Genomic DNA, 20,373 nt, shown 5'->3' on the forward strand with positions numbered 1-20,373 from the left:
CTGCCATCGCAGACACGGTGTTGCTGCAGCGCCCGCGCCGGCAGGCGGTCACCAGATAGATGTAGCAGTTCGTTGTCTGCTCGCTGCAGACATACGCCTGGGCGCAGACGGACGAGCGCTGATGTCGCACCAAGCACTGGCGGCGCCGGCGTCCTGAGGTGCACAGTCGGTGCCGGGCCACGCTTCGCAATCGAGAGGATCCATGGCAGTTACCGAGGCCGCAGCGGCGCCGCTTTCCCCTGGCGACGACGCCTATCTGAGCATCAGCGAGGTCCGCAAGGAATTCGATGGCGTCGTCGCGGTCGACGAGGTCAGCCTGCAGATCCGCAAGGGCGAGATCTTCGCGCTGCTGGGCGGCTCGGGCAGCGGCAAGTCCACCCTGCTGCGCTGCCTGGCCGGTTTCGAGCGGCCGACCAAAGGCCGCATCGTGCTCGATGGCCAGCCGATCGACGCGTTGCCGCCGTACGAGCGCCCGATCAACATGATGTTCCAGTCGTATGCGCTGTTTCCGCACATGAGCGTGGAGCAGAACATCGCCTTTGGGCTGAAGCAGGAAGCGCTGTCCAAGCCGGCGATCGCGGCGCGCGTGGGCGAAATGCTGGAGCTGGTGCAGCTTGGCAACCTGGCCAGGCGCAAGCCGCATCAATTGTCCGGCGGGCAGCAGCAACGCGTGGCGTTGGCGCGCTCGCTGGCCAAGCGGCCCAAGCTGCTGCTGCTGGACGAACCGATGGGCGCGCTGGACAAGAAGCTGCGCGCGCAGATGCAGCTGGAACTGGTCAACATCATCGAGACCTCCGGCGTCACCTGCGTCATGGTCACCCATGATCAGGAAGAGGCCATGAGCATGGCCACCCGCATCGCGTTGATGGACCAGGGCTGGATCCAGCAGGTCGGCACCCCGGACGAAATCTACGAACAACCGGCCAACCGGTTCGCTGCCGAATTCATCGGCTCGGTCAATCTGATCGATGCGGTGATCGTCGAGGACAAACCGGATTACGTCGGCCTGAAGGCGTCGGCCTTCGACGCCAATATCCGGATCGGCCACGGCATCACCGGTTTCGAAGGGCAGGCGGTGGCGTTCGCGCTGCGCCCGGAAAAACTCGTCATCGGCAAGGACGAACCGGCCCAAGCCTGCAACAAGGCGCAGGGCGTGATCGAGGACATCGCCTATTTCGGCAGCCATTCGGTCTATCACGTGCGCCTGCCTGGCGGTTTCAAGCTGATGGCCAACTTCGCCAACCGTCAGCGCTGGGCCAGCGAAGCGCTGACCTGGGGCGACGCCGTCTGGCTGAGCTGGGGCGAGGACGACGGCGTGGTACTCACCGCATGAGGCGCCTGATCCGCGCATTGCCGGGCGCGCGCTGGGGCGTGATCGCCGCACCGTATCTGTGGCTGCTGGTGTTCTTCGCCATCCCGTTCCTGATCGTGCTGAAGATCTCCTTCGCTGAGCGCGCCACCGCGATGCCGCCGTACACGCCGCTGTTCGCCGTTGCGGCCGATGGGGCGGTGAGCCTCAAGCTGCATCTTGGAAATTATCTGGTCATGCTGCGCGACAGCCAGTACCTGGCGGCGTATGCGAGTTCGATCAGGATCGCGGCGCTGTCGACCGTGTTTGCGCTGTTGATCGGCTACCCGATGGCCTATGTCATTGCGCGTCTGCCGCTGGCCACGCGCAATGTGGCGATGATGCTGGTGGTGCTGCCGTCGTGGACCTCGTTCCTGATCCGCGTCTACGCCTGGATCGGCATCCTCGACGGCAACGGCTTGCTCAATCAGGCGCTGCTGGCGCTGGGGGTGATCCGCCAGCCCTTGCAGTTGCTGTACACGCCGCTGGCCGCCTACATCGGCATCGTGTACTGCTATCTGCCGTTCATGGTGCTGCCGTTGTACGCCAATCTGGTCAAGCACGACCAGCGATTGCTCGAAGCCGCCTACGACTTGGGCGCACGGCCGTGGCAGGCCTTCGTGCGCATCACCTTGCCGCTGTCGCGCAACGGGATCGTGGCCGGCTGCATGCTGGTGATGATCCCGGCGGTGGGCGAATTCGTGATTCCGGAAATGCTGGGCGGGCCGGACACCTTGATGATCGGCCGCGTGCTGTGGGGCGAGTTCTTCAATAATCGCGACTGGCCGGTGGCCGCTGCGGTGGCCACGGTGATGTTGCTGCTGTTGCTGGTGCCGATCGTGCTGTTCCACCGTTATCAGCAGCGTGAGCTGGAAGGGCGGCTGACATGATGCGCGCCTCTCCCGGCACGCGCCTGCTGGGCGCTGGCGTGCTCGCGCTGGGCTTCGGCTTTCTGTATCTGCCGATCCTGTTGCTGATGGTCTACTCGTTCAACGCCTCGCGGCTGGCGATGGTGTGGGGCGGCTTTTCCACGCGCTGGTATGGCGAATTGCTGCGCGATCGCCAGTTGCTGGAGGCGGCCTGGGTCAGTCTGCAAGTCGCGTTCTGGACCGCCTGTGCATCGACGGTGCTGGGGACGATGGCGGCGCTGGCGATGGTGCGCATGCGGCGTTTTCCCGGCAAGACCCTGTTCGGTGCATTGATCACCGCACCGCTGGTGATGCCGGAAGTGATCATCGGCCTGTCGATCCTGTTGTTGCTGGTTTCGATGGGCGGTGTCCTCGGGATCGCACCGCGTGGCGCGGTGGCAATCTGGGCGGCGCATGTCACCTTCACCGTCTCATTCGTCACGGTGGTGATTTCCTCGCGCCTGCAGGAACTGGATCGCTCGCTGGAAGAGGCGGCGATGGATCTGGGCGCGACACCGCTGAAGGTGTTCTTCCTGATCACCTTGCCGATCATCGCTCCGGCATTGGCATCGGGCTGGCTGCTCGCATTCACGCTATCGCTGGACGACGTGGTGATCGCCAGCTTCCTGGCCGGGCCCAGTTCGACCACCTTGCCGATCAAGGTGTTTGCGTCGGTGCGGCTGGGCATCAGCCCCAAGATCAACGCACTTGCCACGCTGATGGTGCTGGCGGTGTCGATCGCCGCAGTGATTGGCTGGTGGCTGCTGGCGCGCAGCGAAAGACGCCGCCAGCGCGATGCGCAACTGGCGCTGCAAGCTGCTTCCTGAGCAGGCACCAACATGGGTGTGGCGAATGCATCGCCACCAGCGGCGGCCAGACGGCTGCGAACGCCGACGCCACCGACATCCACGATGGCTGCAAGCCGATTGCGGACGCCTGCGGCGGCCACCGGACGCCGGGCACGGCAGTTGGTTGGGCCGCTGTTACCTGGCCGGAGGCGTGTACCCGCTGTCCCAGGGCTGCGGCTTGGTCAGGTAGCACTGATACTCGGCGCTGATGTCGTAGCCCTGTTGCTCGACTCTGGGTTGTTCGTCGGCGCGATCCTTGTCCCTGTTCTTGCCGTTCTTGTCGCCGTCGTCCTTGGATTTCTGCTTGCTCGGATAGATCGTGACCATGTTCGGCGACGAGTGCGCGGTGACGAATTGGCGGATGGCGGTGTCCGAGCAGGCACGCAGTGCCTCTTCCTCGCAGGGTTGGCTGGGATTGGGCAGCGCGTTGTTGCAGCTCACGGTGACAAATCCGTTCGGGCCGGGGCGCGGGCCGTGCAGCATGTCCTGCAGGACGGCGCATCCCGGCAGGCAGGCGCCGATGACAAGTACAACTAGAACAATCAGATCCCGGCGCATCGTGGTGGTCTTCCGTGAATGGATAAAGCTGCCAAGTGCCGAATGCTAGAGCATTTTTGTGCGGTGGGACGGTCGGGACAGGGCAGGGCCGCTTTCCTCAGCGTGGCTGGGAGCGTTATCCCAGCTGCCAGTGATCCACGAGCGGTGCGATAAAGGTGCGGCATTGCGTCGCGGCGTGGGTAAACACAGCGTTGCAGCGATTTGCTGCGGTTGTGACGCGGCTGCAACTTGCCGGCGACTAGCATGGCGGGCCTGTAACAGGAGACCGTCATGTCCTACGACACCGTCAACCCGGCCAATGGCCAGGTCGAACACACCCAGCACACCCTGGACGCCGCCGCCATCGAGGCGCGTCTGGCTGCTTCCGCCAAGGCGTTTCCGCAGTGGGCGGCACTGCCGCTGGCCGAGCGCGGCGCGCTGCTGCGCCGGGTCGGCGAAGAGCTGACCCGGCGGCGCGACGACCTGCAACGCATCATGACCGCCGAGATGGGCAAGCTGCGCCACGAGGCGCTGGCCGAGGTGGACAAGTGCGCGCAGGGCTGCGCCTATTACGCCGAACATGCAGCCGACTACCTGGCACCGCGCGATATCCCGACCGAGGCGCAATCCAGCTATGTGCGCTACGAGCCACTGGGCTGCGTGTTTGCGGTGATGCCATGGAATTTTCCCTTGTGGCAGGCGTTCCGTTTCCTGGCCCCGGGTCTGATGGCCGGCAATGTCGCGCTGCTCAAGCACGCCAGCAATGTGCCGCGCTGCGCCGATGCGATGAAGGAGGTGCTGGATGCCGCCGGCATTCCGCCCGGCGTGTTCGATGTGCTGCATATCGACAACGACCAGGCCGCAGATGTGTTGCGTGACGATCGCATTGCCGCGGTGACACTGACCGGCAGCGAGCGCGCCGGACGTTCGCTGGCTGCAAATGCGGGCGACCAGTTGAAGAAGTGCGTGATGGAACTCGGCGGCAGCGACGCGTTCGTGGTGCTGGAAGACGCCGACCTGGAGCACACCGTCGCCTCCGCCGTGCAGTCGCGGTTCGACAACAGCGGGCAGACCTGCATCGCCGCCAAGCGCTTCATCGTGGTGGACGCCATCGCCGATCAGTTCATTGAACGCTTCGTTGCCGCTGCCTCCCAGCGCGTGCTCGGCGACCCGCAGCAGGAGGGCACCACACTGGCGCCCATGGCCCGCGCGGATCTGCGCGACGAGCTGCACAAGCAGGTGCAACACAGCGTGGAAAAGGGCGCCAAGGTGCTGCTGGGCGGCGAACCGGTGCCCGGTTCGCATGCAGGCTACCCGGCCACCATCCTCGATCATGTCGCCCCGGGCATGCCGGCCTACGAGGAGGAGTTCTTTGGCCCGGTCGCATCGGTGATTCGCGTGCGGGATGAAGCCGAGGCGGTAGGCGTGGCCAACGACACCAGCTTCGGCCTGGGCGGCAGCGTGTGGACCTCCGATGCCAAGCGCAGCAATTGCAGTGCGGTGCGGCGTTCGTCAATTCGGTGGTCAAGAGCGACGTGCGTCTACCGTTCGGTGGCATCAAGCGCTCGGGCTTCGGCCGCGAGCTGGCCGAGCACGGCATCCACGAGTTCATGAACATCAAGACGATCTATGTGGCTTGAGTGCGGGGATTGGGGATTCGGGATTGGGGATTCGTAAAAGAAGGCAGCCTTCCTTCTCCCCCTCGGGAGAAGGTGCCCGAAGGGCGGATGAGGGTACGTGCAGTACGCGCGCCACAGCCACACGTCCAGCTCCAACCAATCCCCAATCCCCACTCCCAAATCCCGGCCGCAAAGCGGCCTAAAGCCACCGCGCTCGCTTGAACAGGCGATAGAGCACCAGGCACGAGGCGACCACGCCGGCTACCAGCAGTGGGTAGGCGTAAGGTTTGTCCAGTTCGGGCATGTGGGTGAAATTCATGCCGTACCAGCTGGTGATCAGGGTCGGGGCGGCCAGCAGCGCGGCCCAGGCACCCAGGCGTTTGACGGTTTCGCCCTGGGCCAGTGTCACCATCGACAGGTTGACGCTCAACGCGGTGCCCAGCATTTCGCGCAAGGTGTCGATGGCGTCGTTGATGCGTACGGCGTGGTCGAGTACGTCGCGCAGGTAGATGCCGACCTCGTCGTGGATCAGCGAGCCGGGGTTGCGCTTGAGGTGCGAGAGCACGTCCTGCAATGGCGCCACCACCAACCGCATCTTGTTGAGTTCGCGCTTGAGCTCGTACAGGCGCACCACGGTTTCGCGCTTGTAATTGTCGGCGAAGATGTCCTTTTCCAGGCCTTCCAGCGTGTCGCGGAACTCGTCCATGATCGGCAGGTAGTTGTCGACCACGAAGTCGAGCACGCCATACAGGCAGAACGAGGCGCCCATGCGCAGCATCGCCGGTTCGCGTTCGACCCGGTGCCGCACCGGCGTGTACGACAGCGATGCACCATGGCGCACCGTCAACAGAAAGCGCGCGCCCAGAAACGCGTGCGTCTCGCCGTAGCGGATGCGCTCGTTGACCAGTTGTGCGGTGTTGACCACCACGAACAAGGAGTTGCCGTAGCTCTCGGCCTTGGGACGTTGGTGCGCCTTGAGCGCATCCTCGATGGCCAGATCGTGCAGGCCGAACTCATCCTGCAGTTTGTGCAGCACCGATTCCTGCGGCTCGTACAGGCCGACCCAGACAAAGCCATCCGGGCGCTGCAGCACGTCGCTGATCTGCTCCAGGCTGATGTCGTGGCGCTCGCCCTGGCCGTCGTAATAGGCGCAGGTGATGACGCAGGAGGGGTTGTCCGGATGGCGGCCGTGGTGGTTCATGGGCGCATCCTGGATCAGCGGGTGCGGGCGGACAAGTCACGCCGCCGCAATGCGATGGCGAGCGCGGCGTGGATCGGCAACAGCAGCAGCACCCACTGCAGGTTGTCCTGCGCCTGGAACGACAGCCAGTGGATCAGCAGGGCCAGCAATGCCGCGGCGGCGACCACCCAGCGCAGCACATCGAACCAGCGCCCGGGCCGGCGCCCGCGCAGCACGGCGATGCCGCCGATCAACAGCAGCACGCACAGCGGGTTGACCAGCAATAGGTTGCGATTGGCCCAGGCCGACTGATGCGCGGTGAAGCCCCACAGATACACCAGCAAGCCGCCGCCGATCGCGCACAGCAGCCAGTACGGCAGGGCGAAGGCGGCCAGCACGCGTTGCCGGCGACCGAGTGCCAGCACGCCGGCAGCGACGATCAGCCCGGTCAGCAGCCATGGCCACCAGTGGCGCTGCTGTTCGGCCGGCTCCGGTGCGATGCGATGCGGCAGCAGGACCTGGGTGGACTGCACCAACGGGCGGCCGGCGCTGTTGTGCACCTGGGTCAGGCTGTCGGCCAGGCGCATCGGCACGAAGGCTTCTTCCCAGCGCGACAGCGGGCGGTCCGCATACGGCCCCAGGCCCAGGTCGAAGCCCAGCCACATCCACGGGGCAGGCGAGGCCAGACGCACCGCTTCGCTGCGGAAGGTGTTGCCGCGCGAGCGCCCGGCCAGTTGCGATTTCAACGCGCCACCCATGGCGCGGTCCAGCGTGTCGCGGACCATGGTGGCGCAGTTGGCCACGAAGTAATCGTAGTGGTAGCGCGCGTTCTCGGGCTGGCTGCGGATGGCCAGCCCGTCAGCCAACGCGCGCGCCTGGTCCGGTGGCAGGTCCAGCCACTGGATGCTGACGCCGCGGCCGACCGCGCGGTATTGCTGCAGGTCTTCTTCCAGCGGCAACGCGACCAGGTAATACATCATCTCGCCGCGCGCAAAGCGCGGGACGAAATCCGGCTCGCCGGGGTCGAAGAAGCCGAAGTTGTACGAGGTGGCCTGCCCGCTGACGGGATCGACCACCACGATGGCATCGTGGCCGAAGCGCTCGAAGAACACTTCGCCCGGCTGCATGGTGACCACGCCGACCCGCGGTGCCGGCACATTGGGCTGGGTAGGCGCCTGCCCGGTGGCCTGGGCCATGGCGGCAGGTGCCACCAACCACGCCAGCAACAGCAGCAGACACGCCGCCGCGCAGCGCCGGATGCTGCCGCGGGCTGGCGCTGCAGCAGTGACGCGGTACCAACGGTTCAAGCGTCGTCCTGCGGGTCTGGCGGCAGAATGGTCACGTGGAAGGCGTGCACGCGCCGCGCATCGGCCTTGGCCACACGGAAGGCAAACCGCCCCAGCGTCAGCTCTTCGCCGGTTTCCGGCAGGTGGCCGATCGCATCGGTGACCAGGCCGCCGACGGTGTCGTACTCGTCATCGGGGAAGTCGGCACCAAAGCGCTCGTTGAAGTCTTCGATCGGCGTCAGCGCATCGACCACATAGCGGCCGTCGGCCTGGATCGCGATCAGCGAATTCTCTTCCTCGGCATCGTCGTGCTCATCGTCGATCTGGCCGACGATCTGCTCCAGCACGTCTTCGATGGTGACCAGCCCGGCGACGCCGCCGTACTCGTCCACTACGATCGCCATGTGGTTGCGCGACAGCCGGAATTCCTTCAGCAGCACGTTGAGCTTCTTGGACTCGGGGATCAGCACCGCCGGGCGCAGCAGTTCGCGCACGTTGCCGGGGCCGTTGTCGGCAACCACGCCGCGCAACAAGTCCTTGGCCAGCAGGATGCCGAGTACTTCGTCCTTGTTCTCGCCGTGCACTGGGAAGCGCGAATGGCCGGATTCCACCACCTGCTTCATCAGGTCGATGAAGCGCGCCTCCACCGGCAGCGAGACCATCTGCGAGCGCGAGATCATCACGTCGCCCACGGTGAGCTCGGACACGGAGATCGCGCCTTCCATCATGCGCAAGGTGTCTGCAGCGATGAGACCGTCCTGTTCGGCGGTCCGCAGCAGCGCGACCAGTTCGTCGCGGGTATGGGGTTCGCCAGAGAAGGCAGCGCTCAGGCGCTCGAGCCAGCTACGGCGTTTTTCGGGTGTTTCTTGGGATTGGCTACTGTCGTCTTCGGACATCGTGACGTGGGACGGCACCCGGCAAACCAGGCGATAGCCGTCAGTCTAACAGGAAGCCGCTAAGGCGCTGTGGACGGGGCCGGGGTGGGCGCTGCGCTTCAGGGCAGGTCCAGGCTGTAACCGCAGCCGACCACGGTCTTGCCCGGATGCGACTTCACGTTGGAGACGCTGAGCACGATCGATTCGATCATCGCCTCGCCGGTCTTGGGGTTGGTGGTGTCTTCGCTGACCAGCTCGCGGCCGTACATGACCTTGTCGGCGTTATCCACGCCCAGTTCCAGGTTCAGCTGTTTGGCCAGCGGGCGCGGGTCGGGCAGGTCCAGCAGCGCCATGACGCTGGCGCCGGAGAACGCGATGTGGGTGGTGCTGTGGCCGAACACGCTGATCGGCGTGTTGAGCGTGTACTCGGTCATGAACAGGTTGGCCTGGTCCAGCGGCGTCCAGCCCAGCGCCACCGCCTTGAGCGGGTCGGCCAGCACCGGTGCCAGCGCGTTGAAGTCGCCGATGCGCTGGCGGCATTCGATCAGGGCCGGCAGGTCGGGGCGTGCCGGCGCGGCCTGCGCCCAGGCACTGGAGCAGGCCAGCAACAGCGACGCGGTGGCGAGGCAGGCCCGCATCAGCGCTCTCCCGCGTACGGGTCGTCGATGCCGAGATCGGCCAGGATCTCGCGTTCGAGTTGCTCCATCGCATCGGCTTCCTTGTCGTCTTCGTGGTCCCAGCCGAGCAGATGCAGCGTGCCGTGCACGGTCAGATGGGCGTAATGCGCGGCCAGCGACTTGCCTTGTTCGGCCGCCTCGCGCGCGACCACCGGCGCGCAGATCACCAGATCGCCGAGCAGCGGCATCTTGATGCCCTTGGGCAGGCCCTCGGGTAAATCGGCCGGGAAACTCAGCACATTGGTGGCGTAATCCTTGCCACGGTAATGATGGTTGAGCGAGCAGCCTTCCTTTTCATCGACAATCCGCACCGCCAGGTCGGCCTCGCGGATGCGTCCCTTCAGTGCAGCGGCCACCCACTTGCGAAAACTCACCGCCGATGGAAGACCGGCGCGCGGCAGCGCATAACTGACAGCGACGTCGAGGCGGACAGGTCCACGGGTCATGGCGAGAGTTTCCTGGGCAGAGGGTCAGCGCGTGCAGGTGATCAGCAGTATCAGCGCAGGCCCATTGGCCACGCGGTAGCTCGAACTGCCGATCGGGCCGCGCCCGCAGCCGCGATTGTAATCCCGCACCCGCAAGCTTGAAACGAATCCTGGCTGGTCATGCAGCCAGACCGCAGCGATACCGCTTTCCAGGAGTCCGCCAACCAGCGACTGGCTTGAGCGATGCGCGTGCTGGATCGGTGAGCTTTCGCAGCCGCGTGCATCCGTGACCGTTCCCGGTAAATCGAGCAGCCAGCGCGCGCTGCGACCTTGCTGCCAAGCCCTGCGTCGTACGCGATCGTTCCCTGCCGGCAGATCGCCGCGCCCCTGTTCCGCCAGCCTCTCCAAGTGCGCGGTTGGGATGCTGATGCTGGTTTGTTCGGCGGCCAGCGACACACAGGGGGGCGCCACCTGTGTCGCCGGGATCACATCGCGATCCACGATCGGGATTCCCGGAAGCAGCGGCGCTTCGGTGGCCCCGAGCGATGCCGCCGCGACCAATCCGCTTGCCAACGTCAAGCAGGCAAGGAATAGCCTCATTCAGCGTTGTTCTTGATCGCAGCGTCCTGCTGATCGCGCTTTTCATAGGCCGTGACGATGCGCTGCACCAGCGGGTGGCGCACCACGTCGCGTGCTTCGAAGAAGGTGAAGCTGGCGCCGTCCACATCGCGCAGCACCTCGATCGCGTCGCGCAGGCCGGACTTGACGTGCTTGGGCAGGTCGATCTGGGTCAGGTCGCCGGTGACCACCGCGGTGGAGCCGAAGCCCAGCCGGGTCAGGAACATCTTCATCTGCTCGATGGTGGTGTTCTGTGCCTCGTCCAGGATCACGTAGGCATCGTTGAGCGTGCGGCCGCGCATATAGGCCAGCGGCGCGATCTCGATGACGTTCTTTTCCAGCAGCTTGACCACTTTTTCCACGCCCAGCATTTCGTAAAGCGCGTCGTAGAGCGGGCGCAGATACGGGTCCACCTTCTGGCTGAGATCGCCGGGCAGGAAGCCCAGCTTCTCGCCGGCTTCCACTGCCGGGCGCACCAGGATCAGGCGCTGTACGCGCGACTCGTTCAAGGCTTCCACTGCGCTGGCCACCGCCAGGAAGGTCTTGCCGGTACCGGCCGGGCCAATGCCGAAATTGATGTCGTGCGTGGCGATCGCATGCAGGTACTTGGCCTGGTTGGCGCCGCGGCCACGCACGGTGCCGCGTTTGACCTTGATCGCCACGTCCTGGGCCACATAGGAACGATCGACCACCTGCTCGACGTTGGCATCGTTCAGGCGCAGGTGGATGGCGTGATTGTCGAAGGTGGTGGAGGCGGCTTCCTCGTACAGGGCGGTCAGCAGCGTCTGTGCGGCGGTGATCGCCGGCTCGGGGCCGGTGACGCGAAAGACGTTGCCGCGGTTGGCGATCTCCACGCCCAGCTTGAGTTCGATCTGGCGCAGGTGCGCGTCGAACGGGCCGGCCAGGTTGGCCAGGCGCTCGGTGTCGTCGGGTTCCAGGGTGAAGTCGCGATGTGCAGGTGAATTCATGGTCGGATCGGACCGCGCACGCATGCGCTGGTCGGTTGGGCGGCAGACGAGGGTAGCGCGCAGCGTGTGATCCCACCAACACGCCAGGCCACTGCAAGCGCATGGTCTGGCCGGTCCCCGGCGGTGCGCGCGGGTTTTCCACAATCGCTGTGGAGTCACGCATCACTAACCTGTGGATAAAAATCGTGGCGCCTACTCGCACAAGGTGCGGCAGGGATATGGTGAAAAAATCACCACTGCGATGGCGGTTGTCCACAAGCGGTGTGGATCGAATTCGGCAAAGCCTGTGGGTAAGTGCTCGCACGCCTTGTGCCGCAAGGCGTCGCAGACAGGTGGTGAAATTTTGATCACTTGCCTTGCGTGCCGTGTGACCAGGGACGTCGGTGTCGTTGCTGTGCGCGATCACGACCATGCCTGGCGTATGCGAGCAGTGCACGCCGTTGTCGACCTAGACCGACTACGGCTTAGTAGCGCGCAGATGCTGGAGCGCCGATCGGCGAATGCAGTGCGGCAAGCATGCAAGCTGCGTGCTTGCCGAAGATCGAGGTGCGAGGCACGACGCGCGTGACCTCAACGCAATTGCCAGCGTGTTGCACGCACGCAGCTGCGCAACGCAACGCAACAACAATCGCAGGCAGACGCAGCATCGCGTAGCCGGCCGCAGCACTACGGAAGTAGTGACCAACCAACGCGCACCTTCCAGTCAGCACGACGCGATGCATGCCGTGGCGCCCCGCGCCCCGGCACCTATGCGGCATCAGCTTTCGCTGTCGTCCACCTGGATAAGACCACGCAGCGAATTGCTCATCGCCTCGGTGATCAGGACATCGACGAACTGCCCGATCAGGCGCGGGTTACCGGGGAAATTCACCGGGCGCATGTTCTCGCTCTTGCCGGTCAATTCATTCGGATCGCGCCGCGACGGGCCTTCCACCAGCACCCGTTGCATGCTGCCGACCATGGACTGCGAAATGCGCGTGGCGTGCGTGTTGATCTGCGCCTGCAGACGCGCAAGCCGTGCCTGCTTGACGGTTTCCGGCGTGTCGTCCTGCAGGTCCGAAGCCGGCGTGCCGGGACGCCGCGAATACACGAACGAGAAACTCTGGTCGAAGCCCACGTCCTCGATCAGCTTCATGGTCTTTTCGAAATCCGCTTCGGTCTCGCCGGGAAAACCGACGATGAAGTCCGAGCTGATCGAGATATCCGGACGCACCGCGCGCAGCTTGCGGATCTTGGACTTGAATTCCAGCGCGGTGTAGCCGCGCTTCATTGCCGACAGGATGCGGTCGCTGCCGGCCTGCACCGGCAGATGCAGGTAATTGGCCAGCTGCGGCACGTCGCGGTACGCATCCACCAGCGAGTCGGAAAATTCCAGCGGATGCGAGGTGGTGAAACGGATACGGCCGATGCCCTCGATCTGCGCGATGGTGCGGATCAACAGGCCCAGATCGGCGTATTGCGCCGCGTCGCCGGCATCGGCGCCGTACGCACCGCGATACGCATTGACGTTCTGGCCGAGCAGATTGATCTCGCGCACGCCTTGCGCGGCCAGCTGCGCCACCTCCACCAGCACGTCCTCGAACGGCCGGCTGACTTCTTCGCCACGGGTATAGGGCACCACGCAGAACGAGCAGTACTTGGAGCAGCCTTCCATGATCGACACGAAGGCCGACGGGCCCTCGGCGCGCGGCTCGGGCAGCCGATCGAACTTCTCGATCTCCGGAAAGCTGATATCCACCTGCGACTTGCCCGACTCGCGCCGCGCGCGGATCAGCTCCGGCAGGCGATGCAGGGTCTGCGGGCCGAACACCAGATCCACGTAGGGCGCGCGCTTGACGATGGCCTCGCCTTCCTGCGAGGCCACGCAGCCGCCCACGCCGATGATCACCGGCTTGCCGCCGGCCTTCAGCGCCTTCCAGCGGCCCAGCTGGCTGAACACCTTTTCCTGCGCCTTCTCGCGGATGGAGCAGGTGTTGACCAGCACCACGTCGGCGTCTTCGGGGTTGTCGGTCAGCTCCAGGCCTTCGGAGGCGGCGAGCACGTCGGCCATCTTGGCCGAGTCGTACTCGTTCATCTGGCACCCGTGGGTCTTGATGTAGAGCTTGCCGCGCACCACGGCAGGCGCCGACGGGCGGGCCACCGGCAGCGGCAACAGGGCGGGTGCGTCCACGGCGGTGGCCGCGGACAGGTCGGAAACGGATGTCCCGGGCATGGCGCTTATTCCAGGCGGGTAGAAGATAGCCGCACAGTTTACCCGCTTGCGCCGGGCCCGTCCGCTTGGTCAGGCCTTGGCGTTGGTGGCCTCGGCGCGCGCGAACGCCGGCCGGTCGGCCATGCGGGCGATGTAGGCGCGGGTGCTGGCAGGCGGGTCGATCAGGCCGAAATCGACCATCCAGCCCAGCGCGCCGCCCCACAGCACATCGGCCGCGCTGCAGCGCTGGCCCAGTAGATAGTCGCCCTTGGCGAGCTGCGCATCGATCACCTGCAGCACCGTGGCGCAGTCGGCATAGGGCGAGATCGAGCGCGGCGGCGCATCGCGCTTCATCGCGCGGTCGATGATCGCCGGCTCGAACGCCGAGCCGTAGAAGGCCAGCCAGCGCAGGTAGGCGCCGCGATCGGCATCGCCCGGCGCCGGCGACAGCCCGGCTTCCGGATACAGCTCGGCCAGATACTGGTAGATCGCGCCCTGCTCGGTGACCACGCTGTCGCCATGCCGGATCGCCGGAATCTTGCCCATGGGGTTGATCGCCAAGTACGCGGGCGCGAGTTGCTCGCCTTTTTCCAGGTTGACGATCTGCAGGTCGTAACTGGCGCCGAGCTCTTCCAGCAGCACCAGCACGCCGCGCGAACGCGAACGGGGATTGTGGAACAGGGTGATGTGGCGCTGGTCGGACATTGCGGTTTCCTTGGTGGATGCGGAAGGCATAGAGAACGAGGTGCCAGGCAATCCTACGCAGCTATTGCGGACAGTTTCCGTCCGCAATACGGTAATGCGATGGCCTCGACCGCTGCCCGCTTGTTGCGTCTGCTTGCGCTGCTGCAGGGCGGCCGTAGCTGGTCCGGCGTGGCGCTGGCCGAGCGGCTGGAACTGCATCCGCGCAGCGTGCGGCGCGCGATCGAGCGCCTGCGCGAGTTGGGTTATCCGGTGCATGCCGTGCCCGGTGCCGGTGGCGGCTATCGGCTGGGGCAGGGTGCAGCCGCCCTGCCACTGTTGTTCGAGGAGGACGAGGCGCTGACGGTGGCGATCGCGCTGCGCGCAGCGGCTCCGGCGATACGCGGCATGGATGCGGCGGCGGCGCGGGTGCTGCGCAAGCTCGATCCGCTGTTGCCGCGGCGCAGCGGCCAGCGTGCCAGTGCCGCGCACGCGGCCACCGCCAGTTTGCCGGTCACCGGGGAGACGGGTGCCCTGGTGGATGCGGCGCTGCTGGCGCAACTTGCCAGCGCCTGCCGCGACCTGGTCACGCTGCGGCTGGACTATCGCCGCCACTCCGGTGCCCCGATTACGCGTTGCGTCGAGCCGGCCCTGCTGGTGAATTACGGGCGGCGCTGGTATCTGCTGGCCTGGGATTGCGAGCGCCAGGACTGGCGCACCTTGCGCGCCGACCGCATCGACCGGGCCGAGACGACCGGCGCGCAATTCGCCGCTCGCGCACTGCCCGAGGAGCCACTGCAACTCCTGCGCAAGGCGATCGGCGAGTCGCCGTTCCCGTGCCGGGCACGGGTGCGCCTGCACGGCACGCTGGAGGCACTGGCAGCGCGCATCCCGCCCTGGCTGGGCGCGCTGGAAGCCGACGGGCCGGCGCATTGCTGGCTGGGCCTGGGCGCGCCGAGCATGCCGGCGCTGGCGGCCAACCTGCTGCTGCTCGACCTGCCGTTCGATGCGATCTGCCCGGATGCCGTGCGCGTGCCGCTGGCCGAGGCGCTGAACGCGTTGCGGGCGCGGCTGGAGCCACTGCCCGGATAACCGTTTGGGCCACTTGGCAAGCCCGGGCCAAGCTGGGACACTCCGCCGCATGAAGGGGATGTCAAGATTGCTGGGGCTGTTACTCGTCACGTTGCCGGCAGCGCCGGTCTGCGCGGGCACCTTGTACAAGTGTGTCAGCGGCGACGGAATCACCAGCTACCTGAGCAAGCGCCAGAGCGGCGCGACCTGCAGCGTCATCAGCAGCTACACCCCGGAGCGATCCGCGCGCCGCGCGCCGCCGGCCATGGCTCGCCCGGCGCAGGGCATGGCCGCCGGCCCGGCGCGCGCCAGCACCTCGATCGACAGCGGCGCGCCAGCCACCATCATCAGTCAGCCGGTTGGCCAGGCGCCACGCCGCGCTGCCGAGGTCGCCTCGGCGGTGACGCCGCGCGCGCTGCCGGTGTCGGAGACCTCGGTCGTGCAGGCACCCGCCACCGTGGTCAATTCGCGCCGGGTGGTCAGCGGGCAGGTCTATTCGTATATGAAGGACGGCGTGCGTCACTACACCAGTGCGCGCCCGCGTCAGGTCGCCAGCATCGAAGGCCTGCGCACCATCCATTACAGCTTCATCGAAACCTGCTACGCCTGCGCGGCCAAGCCCGGCGTCAATTTCGGCGCGATCCGGCTCAATACCAATGCCTATCAGCAGGAAATCACCGCGGCCGCGCGCGAGTTCGGGGTCGAGGAAGCGATCGTGCGCGCGATCATCCATGCCGAGTCGGCCTACAACCCGCTGGCACTGAGTCGGGCCGGCGCGCAGGGTCTGATGCAGTTGATGCCCGGCACCGCGCGCCGCTTCGGCGTCAGCGATGCCTATGATGCAACGCAAAATATTCGCGGTGGCGTGCAATATCTTTCGTGGTTGCTGAAGCGATTCAACGGCGATCTCACGCTCGCCGCTGCGGGCTACAACGCCGGCGAGGGCGCGGTGGATCGCTATGGCGGCGTGCCGCCTTACAGCGAGACCCAGCGCTACGTCCAACGCGTCGGCGTGCTGGCCGGGCGCTATCGTGGGCAGACCACGGCGGCCAACTGAGCCGTGTGCTTTGCACGCACTTGCGCGCGCTGCGGCCTGCTTTGACCGTCACCAGCCGAGACAGATGTCATGCGGCCATCGCACCGGCGCAATAGTGCAGCCAACGCGCAGCATGTCTGCAACTGGCGCGGTCTTTTTTGTCAGCACTGGGTCACAGCTGTCCGCCTTGTGCAGGGCTGGCGCCTGATGCGGTCGACGCGTGCCTGCATCCAGTGTTTGCACTGCGCCGGTTCGACTGCGTACATTGCGTTGTCTGTGCATTAAGCGTTCCGCTACACTGCGGTCGATTCATCGCGGCTGGACCCCCCGCCAGCCGTTGGCAGCCTCACGCTACCTAATCAAGATCGGAGAGCCGGATGGCCAACGATGGGGTTAACGCACCTGCTGATATCGGGCGTCGTCGGTTCTTGACCGCGACAACGGCCGTGGTCGGTGCGGTCGGAGCAGGATTTGTCGCGGTTCCGTTCCTGAAGTCGTGGAATCCCAGCGCACGCGCCAAGTTGGCCGGTGCCCCGGTGACCGCCGACATCAGCGCCTTGCAGGAAGGGCAACGGCTGGTTCTGGAATGGCGCGGTCAGCCCATCTGGATCGTCAAGCGCTCCAAGGCGATGCTCGACGCACTGCCATCGCTGGATGACCGGCTCAAGGATCCCAAGTCCGAGAACAAGGACCAGCAGCCCGACTACGTGCTGAAGAACCCCGAGTACCGCTCGATCAAGTCCGACATCTCAGTGCTGGTCGGGCTGTGCACGCATCTGGGCTGCTCGCCGGAAATGGTCGCCGAGATCCGCCCCGAGCCCTACGACCCGCAGTGGAAGGGCGGCTATTTCTGCCCCTGCCACAAGTCGCGCTTCGACATGTCCGGCCGCGTCTTCGACGGTGTGCCGGCACCGATCAATCTGCTGGTGCCCCCACACCACTATGTGGACGACAACACCCTGGTGATCGGCGTCGATCCCGACGGTGCCGGTACGTCGGCCAACAGCACGGGGGCTGCCTGAATGAGCAATATCCTGGTCCGTACCGCCAACGGTGTGTTCGATTGGGTCAACGAACGCGCGCCCGGGCTGATGCCCATGTACCGCAAGCACGTCAGCGAGTACTACGCGCCGAAGAACTTCAACCTCTGGTACTACTTCGGCTCGCTGGCCATCGTGGTGCTGGTCAACCAGATCGTCACCGGCATCTTCCTGACGATGCACTACAAGACCAGCGCCGCCGATGCGTTCGCCTCGATCGAATACATCATGCGCGACGTGGAGTGGGGCTGGCTGATCCGCTACATGCACAGCACCGGCGCTTCGCTGTTCTTCATCGTGGTGTATCTGCACATGTTCCGCGGGCTGATGTACGGCAGCTACCAGAAGCCGCGCGAGCTGGTGTGGATTCTCGGCATGCTGATCTACCTGGTGCTGATGGCCGAAGCCTTCATGGGCTACGTGCTGCCGTGGGGGCAGATGTCGTTCTGGGGCGCGAAGGTGATCATCTCGCTGTTCGGTGCCATCCCGGTGATCGGCAACGGGCTGACCGAATGGATCATGGGCGACTATCTGCCCGGCGATGCCACGCTCAACCGCTTCTTCGCGCTGCACGTGATCGCACTGCCGCTGGTGCTGTTGCTGCTGATCGTGCTGCACATCGGCGCGCTGCACGAAGTGGGCTCCAACAATCCCGACGGCGTGGAGATCAAGAAGGGGCCCAAGGGCAACCGCTGGGACGCGCACAAGCCGGCCGACGGCATCCCGTTCCATCCGTATTACACGGTCAAGGATCTGGTCGGGGTCGGCTTCTTGCTGCTGATCGCGGCCTTCATCATCTTCTTCGCGCCGGCGTTCGGCGGCCTGTTCCTCGAGCACGACAACTTCACCGAGGCCAATCGCCTGGTGACCCCGGAGCACATCAAACCGGTCTGGTACTACACGCCGTACTACGCAATGTTGCGGGTGGTCCCCAACAAGCTCGGCGGCGTGCTGGTGATGTTCTCGGCGATCGCGATCCTGTTTCTGGTGCCATGGCTGGATCGGGCCAAGGTGCGCTCGATCCGCTACCGCGGCTGGATCTCCAAGGTCGCGCTCGGCGTGCTGGTGGTGTGCTTCGTGTGGCTGGGCGTGATCGGCTCCGGTCCTGGCACCGACGCACACGAAACCTATGTCGGGCGCGTGCTGACCTTCCTGTACTTCGCCTTCTTCATCACCATGCCGGTGTGGACGCGGCTGGACAAGACCAGGCCGGTGCCGGAGCGGGTGACCACCCATGACTAATTCCAACGTGAAGTCATGGACGTCGCGCGTGGTCGCCCTGCTGTGCGGGCTGACCCTGGCCGCAGGGGCGCTGGCAGCCGAAGGCGGGAAGGTGCAGCAGGCCGGCAACGACCTGAGCGACCGTGCCTCGCTACAGCGTGGCGCGCAGTTGTTCATGAACTACTGCTCCGGCTGCCACTCGCTGAAGTATCTGCGCTATTCGCGCATGGCCAGCGATCTGGGACTGAGCGAGGAAGAGGTCATGACCAACCTCAACTTCACCGGCGCCAAGATCGGCGAACACATCGAAGGCACCATGCCGCACGATGCGGCGACCAAGTGGTTCGGCAAGGCGCCGCCGGATCTGACCTTGATCGCCCGCGTGCGTGGCACCGACTGGGTCTATACCTACCTCAAGTCGTTCTACCTGGATCAGACCCGCCCGCTGGGCTGGAACAACCAGCTGTTTCCGAATGCCTCCATGCCCAACCCGCTGTGGGAGCTGCAGGGCCTGCAGCAGGCGCAGTTCGGCCCGCCCGACAAGGCGACCGGCGACAAGCCGGTGCAGGCGCTCAAACTCGGTCAGCCAGGGCGACAGACGCCGGTCGAGTTTGATCAGACCGTGCGCGATATCGCCAACTTCCTCGAATACGCCGGCGAACCGGCGGCCTTGAAGCGGCAGAGCATGGGCGTGTGGGTGATCCTGTTCCTGGCCTTGCTCACCTTCATGGCCTACCTGCTGAAGAAGGAATACTGGAAGGACGTGCACTGACCGGTCTGCAGGCCGGTCATCGGCTGCAGAGCGCATCGGCCATGCATGTGCAAACCATGCAACAGCTGCAGCAAACCGACCGCTGAGCCCCTCTCCCTGCGGGAGAGGGGTGCGGTGAGGGTCGGCAAGCAATCACTGCGTCGGTTGACGACGCATCACCTCTGCCGCATCCGATGTCGTGCACCGGCAGTCGCCCCGTTGCGACACGCGCACGTGACCGGAAGCTGCATCTCGGCGCAATAAGCGGCCTGTCCGGGCATTAATCGGCCCTATCACTCTTGGCTTTTGCGTGACGTGATTGCACACTCGAAGGACCGTGGTGACGGTCGGCGTTGGGCCGGCCGCGCCGATGCGGCCGGCGGATTCCGGTCGTCGGAGAGCCTTGAATGGCGACGAGTGTGCGTATGCGGAATACCTTGACTTTGTTTTCGTCCAACGACGACGTGTTGTGCCACCGGGTCCGTCTGGTCCTGGCGGCGAAAGGGGTGACCTACGACCTGGTGCCGGTCGACCCGCAAAATCCCCCGGAAGATCTGATCGATCTCAATCCCTACCATTCGGTCCCGACCCTGGTCGAACGCGACCTGGTGCTGTACGCGGCATCGGTGGTCAGCGAATACCTGGACGAGCGCTACCCGCATCCGCCGTTGATGCCGGTCGATCCGCTCTCGCGCGCACGTCTGCGTCTGGCGATGCTGCGGATCGAGCACGACTGGGTGCCGCAGGTGCAGGCCATCCAGCTCGGCAACAAGACCCAGGCCGAGGCCGGCCGCAAGCGCCTGAAGGAACTGCTCACCGCGTCGGTGCCGCTGTTCAAGGCCAGCAAGTTCTTCCTCAATCCGGAAATGAGTCTGGCCGATTGCGCGATGGCGCCGATCATCTGGCGACTGGACGCGTTGGAGATCGGTCTGCCCAAGGACGGCAAGGCGATCGAAGACTACGGCAACCGGATCTTCCGCAATCCGGGCTTCATCCGCAGCCTGACCGATCAGGAAAAGAAACTGCGCGACCTGCCGGGCTGATGCGACGGCTGTATGCCAACAGACCGACGCCCCATCGCGCAGCCGCCGCT

Annotated in this window: 18 protein-coding genes and 2 pseudogenes; 10 read left to right on the plus strand and 10 right to left on the minus strand. The window is 65.4% G+C overall.

Annotated features, from left to right (window positions below; all coding sequences use genetic code 11):
• Positions 1 to 202 precede the first annotated feature (202 nt).
• Genes XARJCFBP2528_RS03615 through XARJCFBP2528_RS03625 form a run of 3 tightly spaced genes read left to right on the plus strand, consistent with a single transcriptional unit; the run spans position 203 to position 3,083 of the window.
• A complete protein-coding gene (locus XARJCFBP2528_RS03615) occupies positions 203 to 1,333 on the plus strand; it encodes an ABC transporter ATP-binding protein (RefSeq protein ID WP_016901631.1) in 1,131 nt (376 codons plus the stop codon).
• A complete protein-coding gene (locus tag XARJCFBP2528_RS03620) occupies positions 1,330 to 2,238 on the plus strand; it encodes an ABC transporter permease subunit (protein WP_016901630.1) in 909 nt (302 codons plus the stop codon). The genes XARJCFBP2528_RS03615 and XARJCFBP2528_RS03620 overlap by 4 nt, the downstream gene beginning before the upstream one ends.
• Positions 2,235 to 3,083 (plus strand): ABC transporter permease subunit, encoded by an 849-nt coding sequence (locus XARJCFBP2528_RS03625; protein ID WP_026064131.1) that lies wholly within the window; start codon positions 2,235 to 2,237, stop codon positions 3,081 to 3,083. The genes XARJCFBP2528_RS03620 and XARJCFBP2528_RS03625 overlap by 4 nt, the downstream gene beginning before the upstream one ends.
• A gap of 156 nt (positions 3,084 to 3,239) precedes the next feature.
• Here the strand turns inward: XARJCFBP2528_RS03625 and XARJCFBP2528_RS03630 are convergent, their stop codons facing one another.
• Positions 3,240 to 3,662: a hypothetical protein gene (locus XARJCFBP2528_RS03630; RefSeq protein ID WP_026064130.1), complete on the minus strand. Its 423-nt coding sequence runs from the start codon at positions 3,660 to 3,662 to the stop codon at positions 3,240 to 3,242.
• A gap of 270 nt (positions 3,663 to 3,932) precedes the next feature.
• Here XARJCFBP2528_RS03630 and XARJCFBP2528_RS03635 point away from each other — a divergent pair.
• Positions 3,933 to 5,281 (plus strand): annotated as a pseudogene (locus tag XARJCFBP2528_RS03635) (NAD-dependent succinate-semialdehyde dehydrogenase).
• A gap of 178 nt (positions 5,282 to 5,459) precedes the next feature.
• Here the strand turns inward: XARJCFBP2528_RS03635 and XARJCFBP2528_RS03640 are convergent.
• The 9 genes and pseudogenes from XARJCFBP2528_RS03640 to XARJCFBP2528_RS03680 all read right to left on the minus strand — a co-directional run bounded on the left by XARJCFBP2528_RS03640 (position 5,460) and on the right by XARJCFBP2528_RS03680 (position 14,128).
• Complete coding sequence (locus tag XARJCFBP2528_RS03640; RefSeq protein WP_016901627.1) at positions 5,460 to 6,461, minus strand: magnesium and cobalt transport protein CorA; 1,002 nt, start codon at positions 6,459 to 6,461, stop codon at positions 5,460 to 5,462.
• A gap of 14 nt (positions 6,462 to 6,475) precedes the next feature.
• On the minus strand, positions 6,476 to 7,747 hold the full coding sequence (locus XARJCFBP2528_RS03645; RefSeq protein WP_047124322.1) for a lipoprotein N-acyltransferase Lnb domain-containing protein: 1,272 nt from the start codon (positions 7,745 to 7,747) through the stop codon (positions 6,476 to 6,478).
• On the minus strand, positions 7,744 to 8,622 hold the full coding sequence (locus tag XARJCFBP2528_RS03650; protein ID WP_016901625.1) for a CorC family transporter: 879 nt from the start codon (positions 8,620 to 8,622) through the stop codon (positions 7,744 to 7,746). The genes XARJCFBP2528_RS03645 and XARJCFBP2528_RS03650 overlap by 4 nt, the downstream gene beginning before the upstream one ends.
• Positions 8,623 to 8,720: 98 nt before the next feature.
• Positions 8,721 to 9,239, minus strand: a complete 519-nt coding sequence (locus tag XARJCFBP2528_RS03655; protein WP_039512026.1) for a hypothetical protein — start codon at positions 9,237 to 9,239, stop codon at positions 8,721 to 8,723.
• A complete protein-coding gene (ybeY, locus tag XARJCFBP2528_RS03660) occupies positions 9,239 to 9,724 on the minus strand; it encodes an rRNA maturation RNase YbeY (RefSeq protein ID WP_039512024.1) in 486 nt (161 codons plus the stop codon). The genes XARJCFBP2528_RS03655 and ybeY overlap by 1 nt, the downstream gene beginning before the upstream one ends.
• A 24-nt stretch (positions 9,725 to 9,748) precedes the next feature.
• On the minus strand, positions 9,749 to 10,303 hold the full coding sequence (locus XARJCFBP2528_RS03665) for a hypothetical protein (RefSeq protein ID WP_039813756.1): 555 nt from the start codon (positions 10,301 to 10,303) through the stop codon (positions 9,749 to 9,751).
• Positions 10,300 to 11,289 (minus strand): PhoH family protein, encoded by a 990-nt coding sequence (locus tag XARJCFBP2528_RS03670; RefSeq protein ID WP_039813785.1) that lies wholly within the window; start codon positions 11,287 to 11,289, stop codon positions 10,300 to 10,302. The genes XARJCFBP2528_RS03665 and XARJCFBP2528_RS03670 overlap by 4 nt, the downstream gene beginning before the upstream one ends.
• 757 nt (positions 11,290 to 12,046) lie before the next feature.
• The gene (miaB, locus tag XARJCFBP2528_RS03675) at positions 12,047 to 13,501 is read right to left on the minus strand and encodes a tRNA (N6-isopentenyl adenosine(37)-C2)-methylthiotransferase MiaB (protein WP_039813753.1); all 1,455 of its coding nucleotides are present in this window, start codon (positions 13,499 to 13,501) and stop codon (positions 12,047 to 12,049) included.
• A gap of 38 nt (positions 13,502 to 13,539) precedes the next feature.
• A pseudogene (locus XARJCFBP2528_RS03680) lies at positions 13,540 to 14,128 on the minus strand (glutathione S-transferase family protein).
• Between the two features lie 156 nt (positions 14,129 to 14,284).
• Here XARJCFBP2528_RS03680 and XARJCFBP2528_RS03685 point away from each other — a divergent pair.
• The 6 genes from XARJCFBP2528_RS03685 (at position 14,285) to XARJCFBP2528_RS03710 (ending at position 20,323) form a co-directional block, all read left to right on the plus strand.
• Complete coding sequence (locus XARJCFBP2528_RS03685; protein ID WP_047124323.1) at positions 14,285 to 15,253, plus strand: helix-turn-helix transcriptional regulator; 969 nt, start codon at positions 14,285 to 14,287, stop codon at positions 15,251 to 15,253.
• A 49-nt stretch (positions 15,254 to 15,302) separates the two neighbouring features.
• The gene (locus tag XARJCFBP2528_RS03690) at positions 15,303 to 16,289 is read left to right on the plus strand and encodes a lytic transglycosylase domain-containing protein (protein WP_047124324.1); all 987 of its coding nucleotides are present in this window, start codon (positions 15,303 to 15,305) and stop codon (positions 16,287 to 16,289) included.
• 356 nt (positions 16,290 to 16,645) lie between these two features.
• Positions 16,646 to 17,290, plus strand: a complete 645-nt coding sequence (petA, locus tag XARJCFBP2528_RS03695) for a ubiquinol-cytochrome c reductase iron-sulfur subunit (RefSeq protein ID WP_047124325.1) — start codon at positions 16,646 to 16,648, stop codon at positions 17,288 to 17,290.
• Complete coding sequence (locus tag XARJCFBP2528_RS03700) at positions 17,291 to 18,550, plus strand: cytochrome b (protein WP_016901614.1); 1,260 nt, start codon at positions 17,291 to 17,293, stop codon at positions 18,548 to 18,550.
• A complete protein-coding gene (locus XARJCFBP2528_RS03705; protein WP_026064125.1) occupies positions 18,543 to 19,301 on the plus strand; it encodes a cytochrome c1 in 759 nt (252 codons plus the stop codon). The genes XARJCFBP2528_RS03700 and XARJCFBP2528_RS03705 overlap by 8 nt, the downstream gene beginning before the upstream one ends.
• A 386-nt stretch (positions 19,302 to 19,687) precedes the next feature.
• A complete protein-coding gene (locus XARJCFBP2528_RS03710; RefSeq protein ID WP_024939278.1) occupies positions 19,688 to 20,323 on the plus strand; it encodes a glutathione S-transferase N-terminal domain-containing protein in 636 nt (211 codons plus the stop codon).
• The last annotated feature ends 50 nt before the right edge of the window (positions 20,324 to 20,373 follow it).

It is taken from the genome of Xanthomonas arboricola pv. juglandis, from assembly GCF_001013475.1.
GTDB classification, from domain to species: domain Bacteria; phylum Pseudomonadota; class Gammaproteobacteria; order Xanthomonadales; family Xanthomonadaceae; genus Xanthomonas; species Xanthomonas arboricola.

Bases quoted from the DNA above. Each gene is read 5' to 3' on its own strand.
- XARJCFBP2528_RS03710 (WP_024939278.1), top strand. From the start codon at position 19,688: ATGGCGACGAGTGTGCGTATGCGGAATACCTTGACTTTGTTTTCGTCC.
- XARJCFBP2528_RS03650 (WP_016901625.1), bottom strand. From the start codon at position 8,622: ATGTCCGAAGACGACAGTAGCCAATCCCAAGAAACACCCGAAAAACGC.
- XARJCFBP2528_RS03655 (WP_039512026.1), bottom strand. From the start codon at position 9,239: ATGCGGGCCTGCCTCGCCACCGCGTCGCTGTTGCTGGCCTGCTCCAGT.
- XARJCFBP2528_RS03670 (WP_039813785.1), bottom strand. From the start codon at position 11,289: ATGAATTCACCTGCACATCGCGACTTCACCCTGGAACCCGACGACACC.
- XARJCFBP2528_RS03630 (WP_026064130.1), bottom strand. From the start codon at position 3,662: ATGCGCCGGGATCTGATTGTTCTAGTTGTACTTGTCATCGGCGCCTGC.
- XARJCFBP2528_RS03620 (WP_016901630.1), top strand. From the start codon at position 1,330: ATGAGGCGCCTGATCCGCGCATTGCCGGGCGCGCGCTGGGGCGTGATC.
- XARJCFBP2528_RS03700 (WP_016901614.1), top strand. From the start codon at position 17,291: ATGAGCAATATCCTGGTCCGTACCGCCAACGGTGTGTTCGATTGGGTC.
- XARJCFBP2528_RS03690 (WP_047124324.1), top strand. From the start codon at position 15,303: ATGAAGGGGATGTCAAGATTGCTGGGGCTGTTACTCGTCACGTTGCCG.
- ybeY (WP_039512024.1), bottom strand. From the start codon at position 9,724: ATGACCCGTGGACCTGTCCGCCTCGACGTCGCTGTCAGTTATGCGCTG.
- XARJCFBP2528_RS03665 (WP_039813756.1), bottom strand. From the start codon at position 10,303: ATGAGGCTATTCCTTGCCTGCTTGACGTTGGCAAGCGGATTGGTCGCG.
- miaB (WP_039813753.1), bottom strand. From the start codon at position 13,501: ATGCCCGGGACATCCGTTTCCGACCTGTCCGCGGCCACCGCCGTGGAC.
- XARJCFBP2528_RS03615 (WP_016901631.1), top strand. From the start codon at position 203: ATGGCAGTTACCGAGGCCGCAGCGGCGCCGCTTTCCCCTGGCGACGAC.
- XARJCFBP2528_RS03625 (WP_026064131.1), top strand. From the start codon at position 2,235: ATGATGCGCGCCTCTCCCGGCACGCGCCTGCTGGGCGCTGGCGTGCTC.
- XARJCFBP2528_RS03705 (WP_026064125.1), top strand. From the start codon at position 18,543: ATGACTAATTCCAACGTGAAGTCATGGACGTCGCGCGTGGTCGCCCTG.
- XARJCFBP2528_RS03685 (WP_047124323.1), top strand. From the start codon at position 14,285: ATGGCCTCGACCGCTGCCCGCTTGTTGCGTCTGCTTGCGCTGCTGCAG.
- petA (WP_047124325.1), top strand. From the start codon at position 16,646: ATGGCCAACGATGGGGTTAACGCACCTGCTGATATCGGGCGTCGTCGG.
- XARJCFBP2528_RS03640 (WP_016901627.1), bottom strand. From the start codon at position 6,461: ATGAACCACCACGGCCGCCATCCGGACAACCCCTCCTGCGTCATCACC.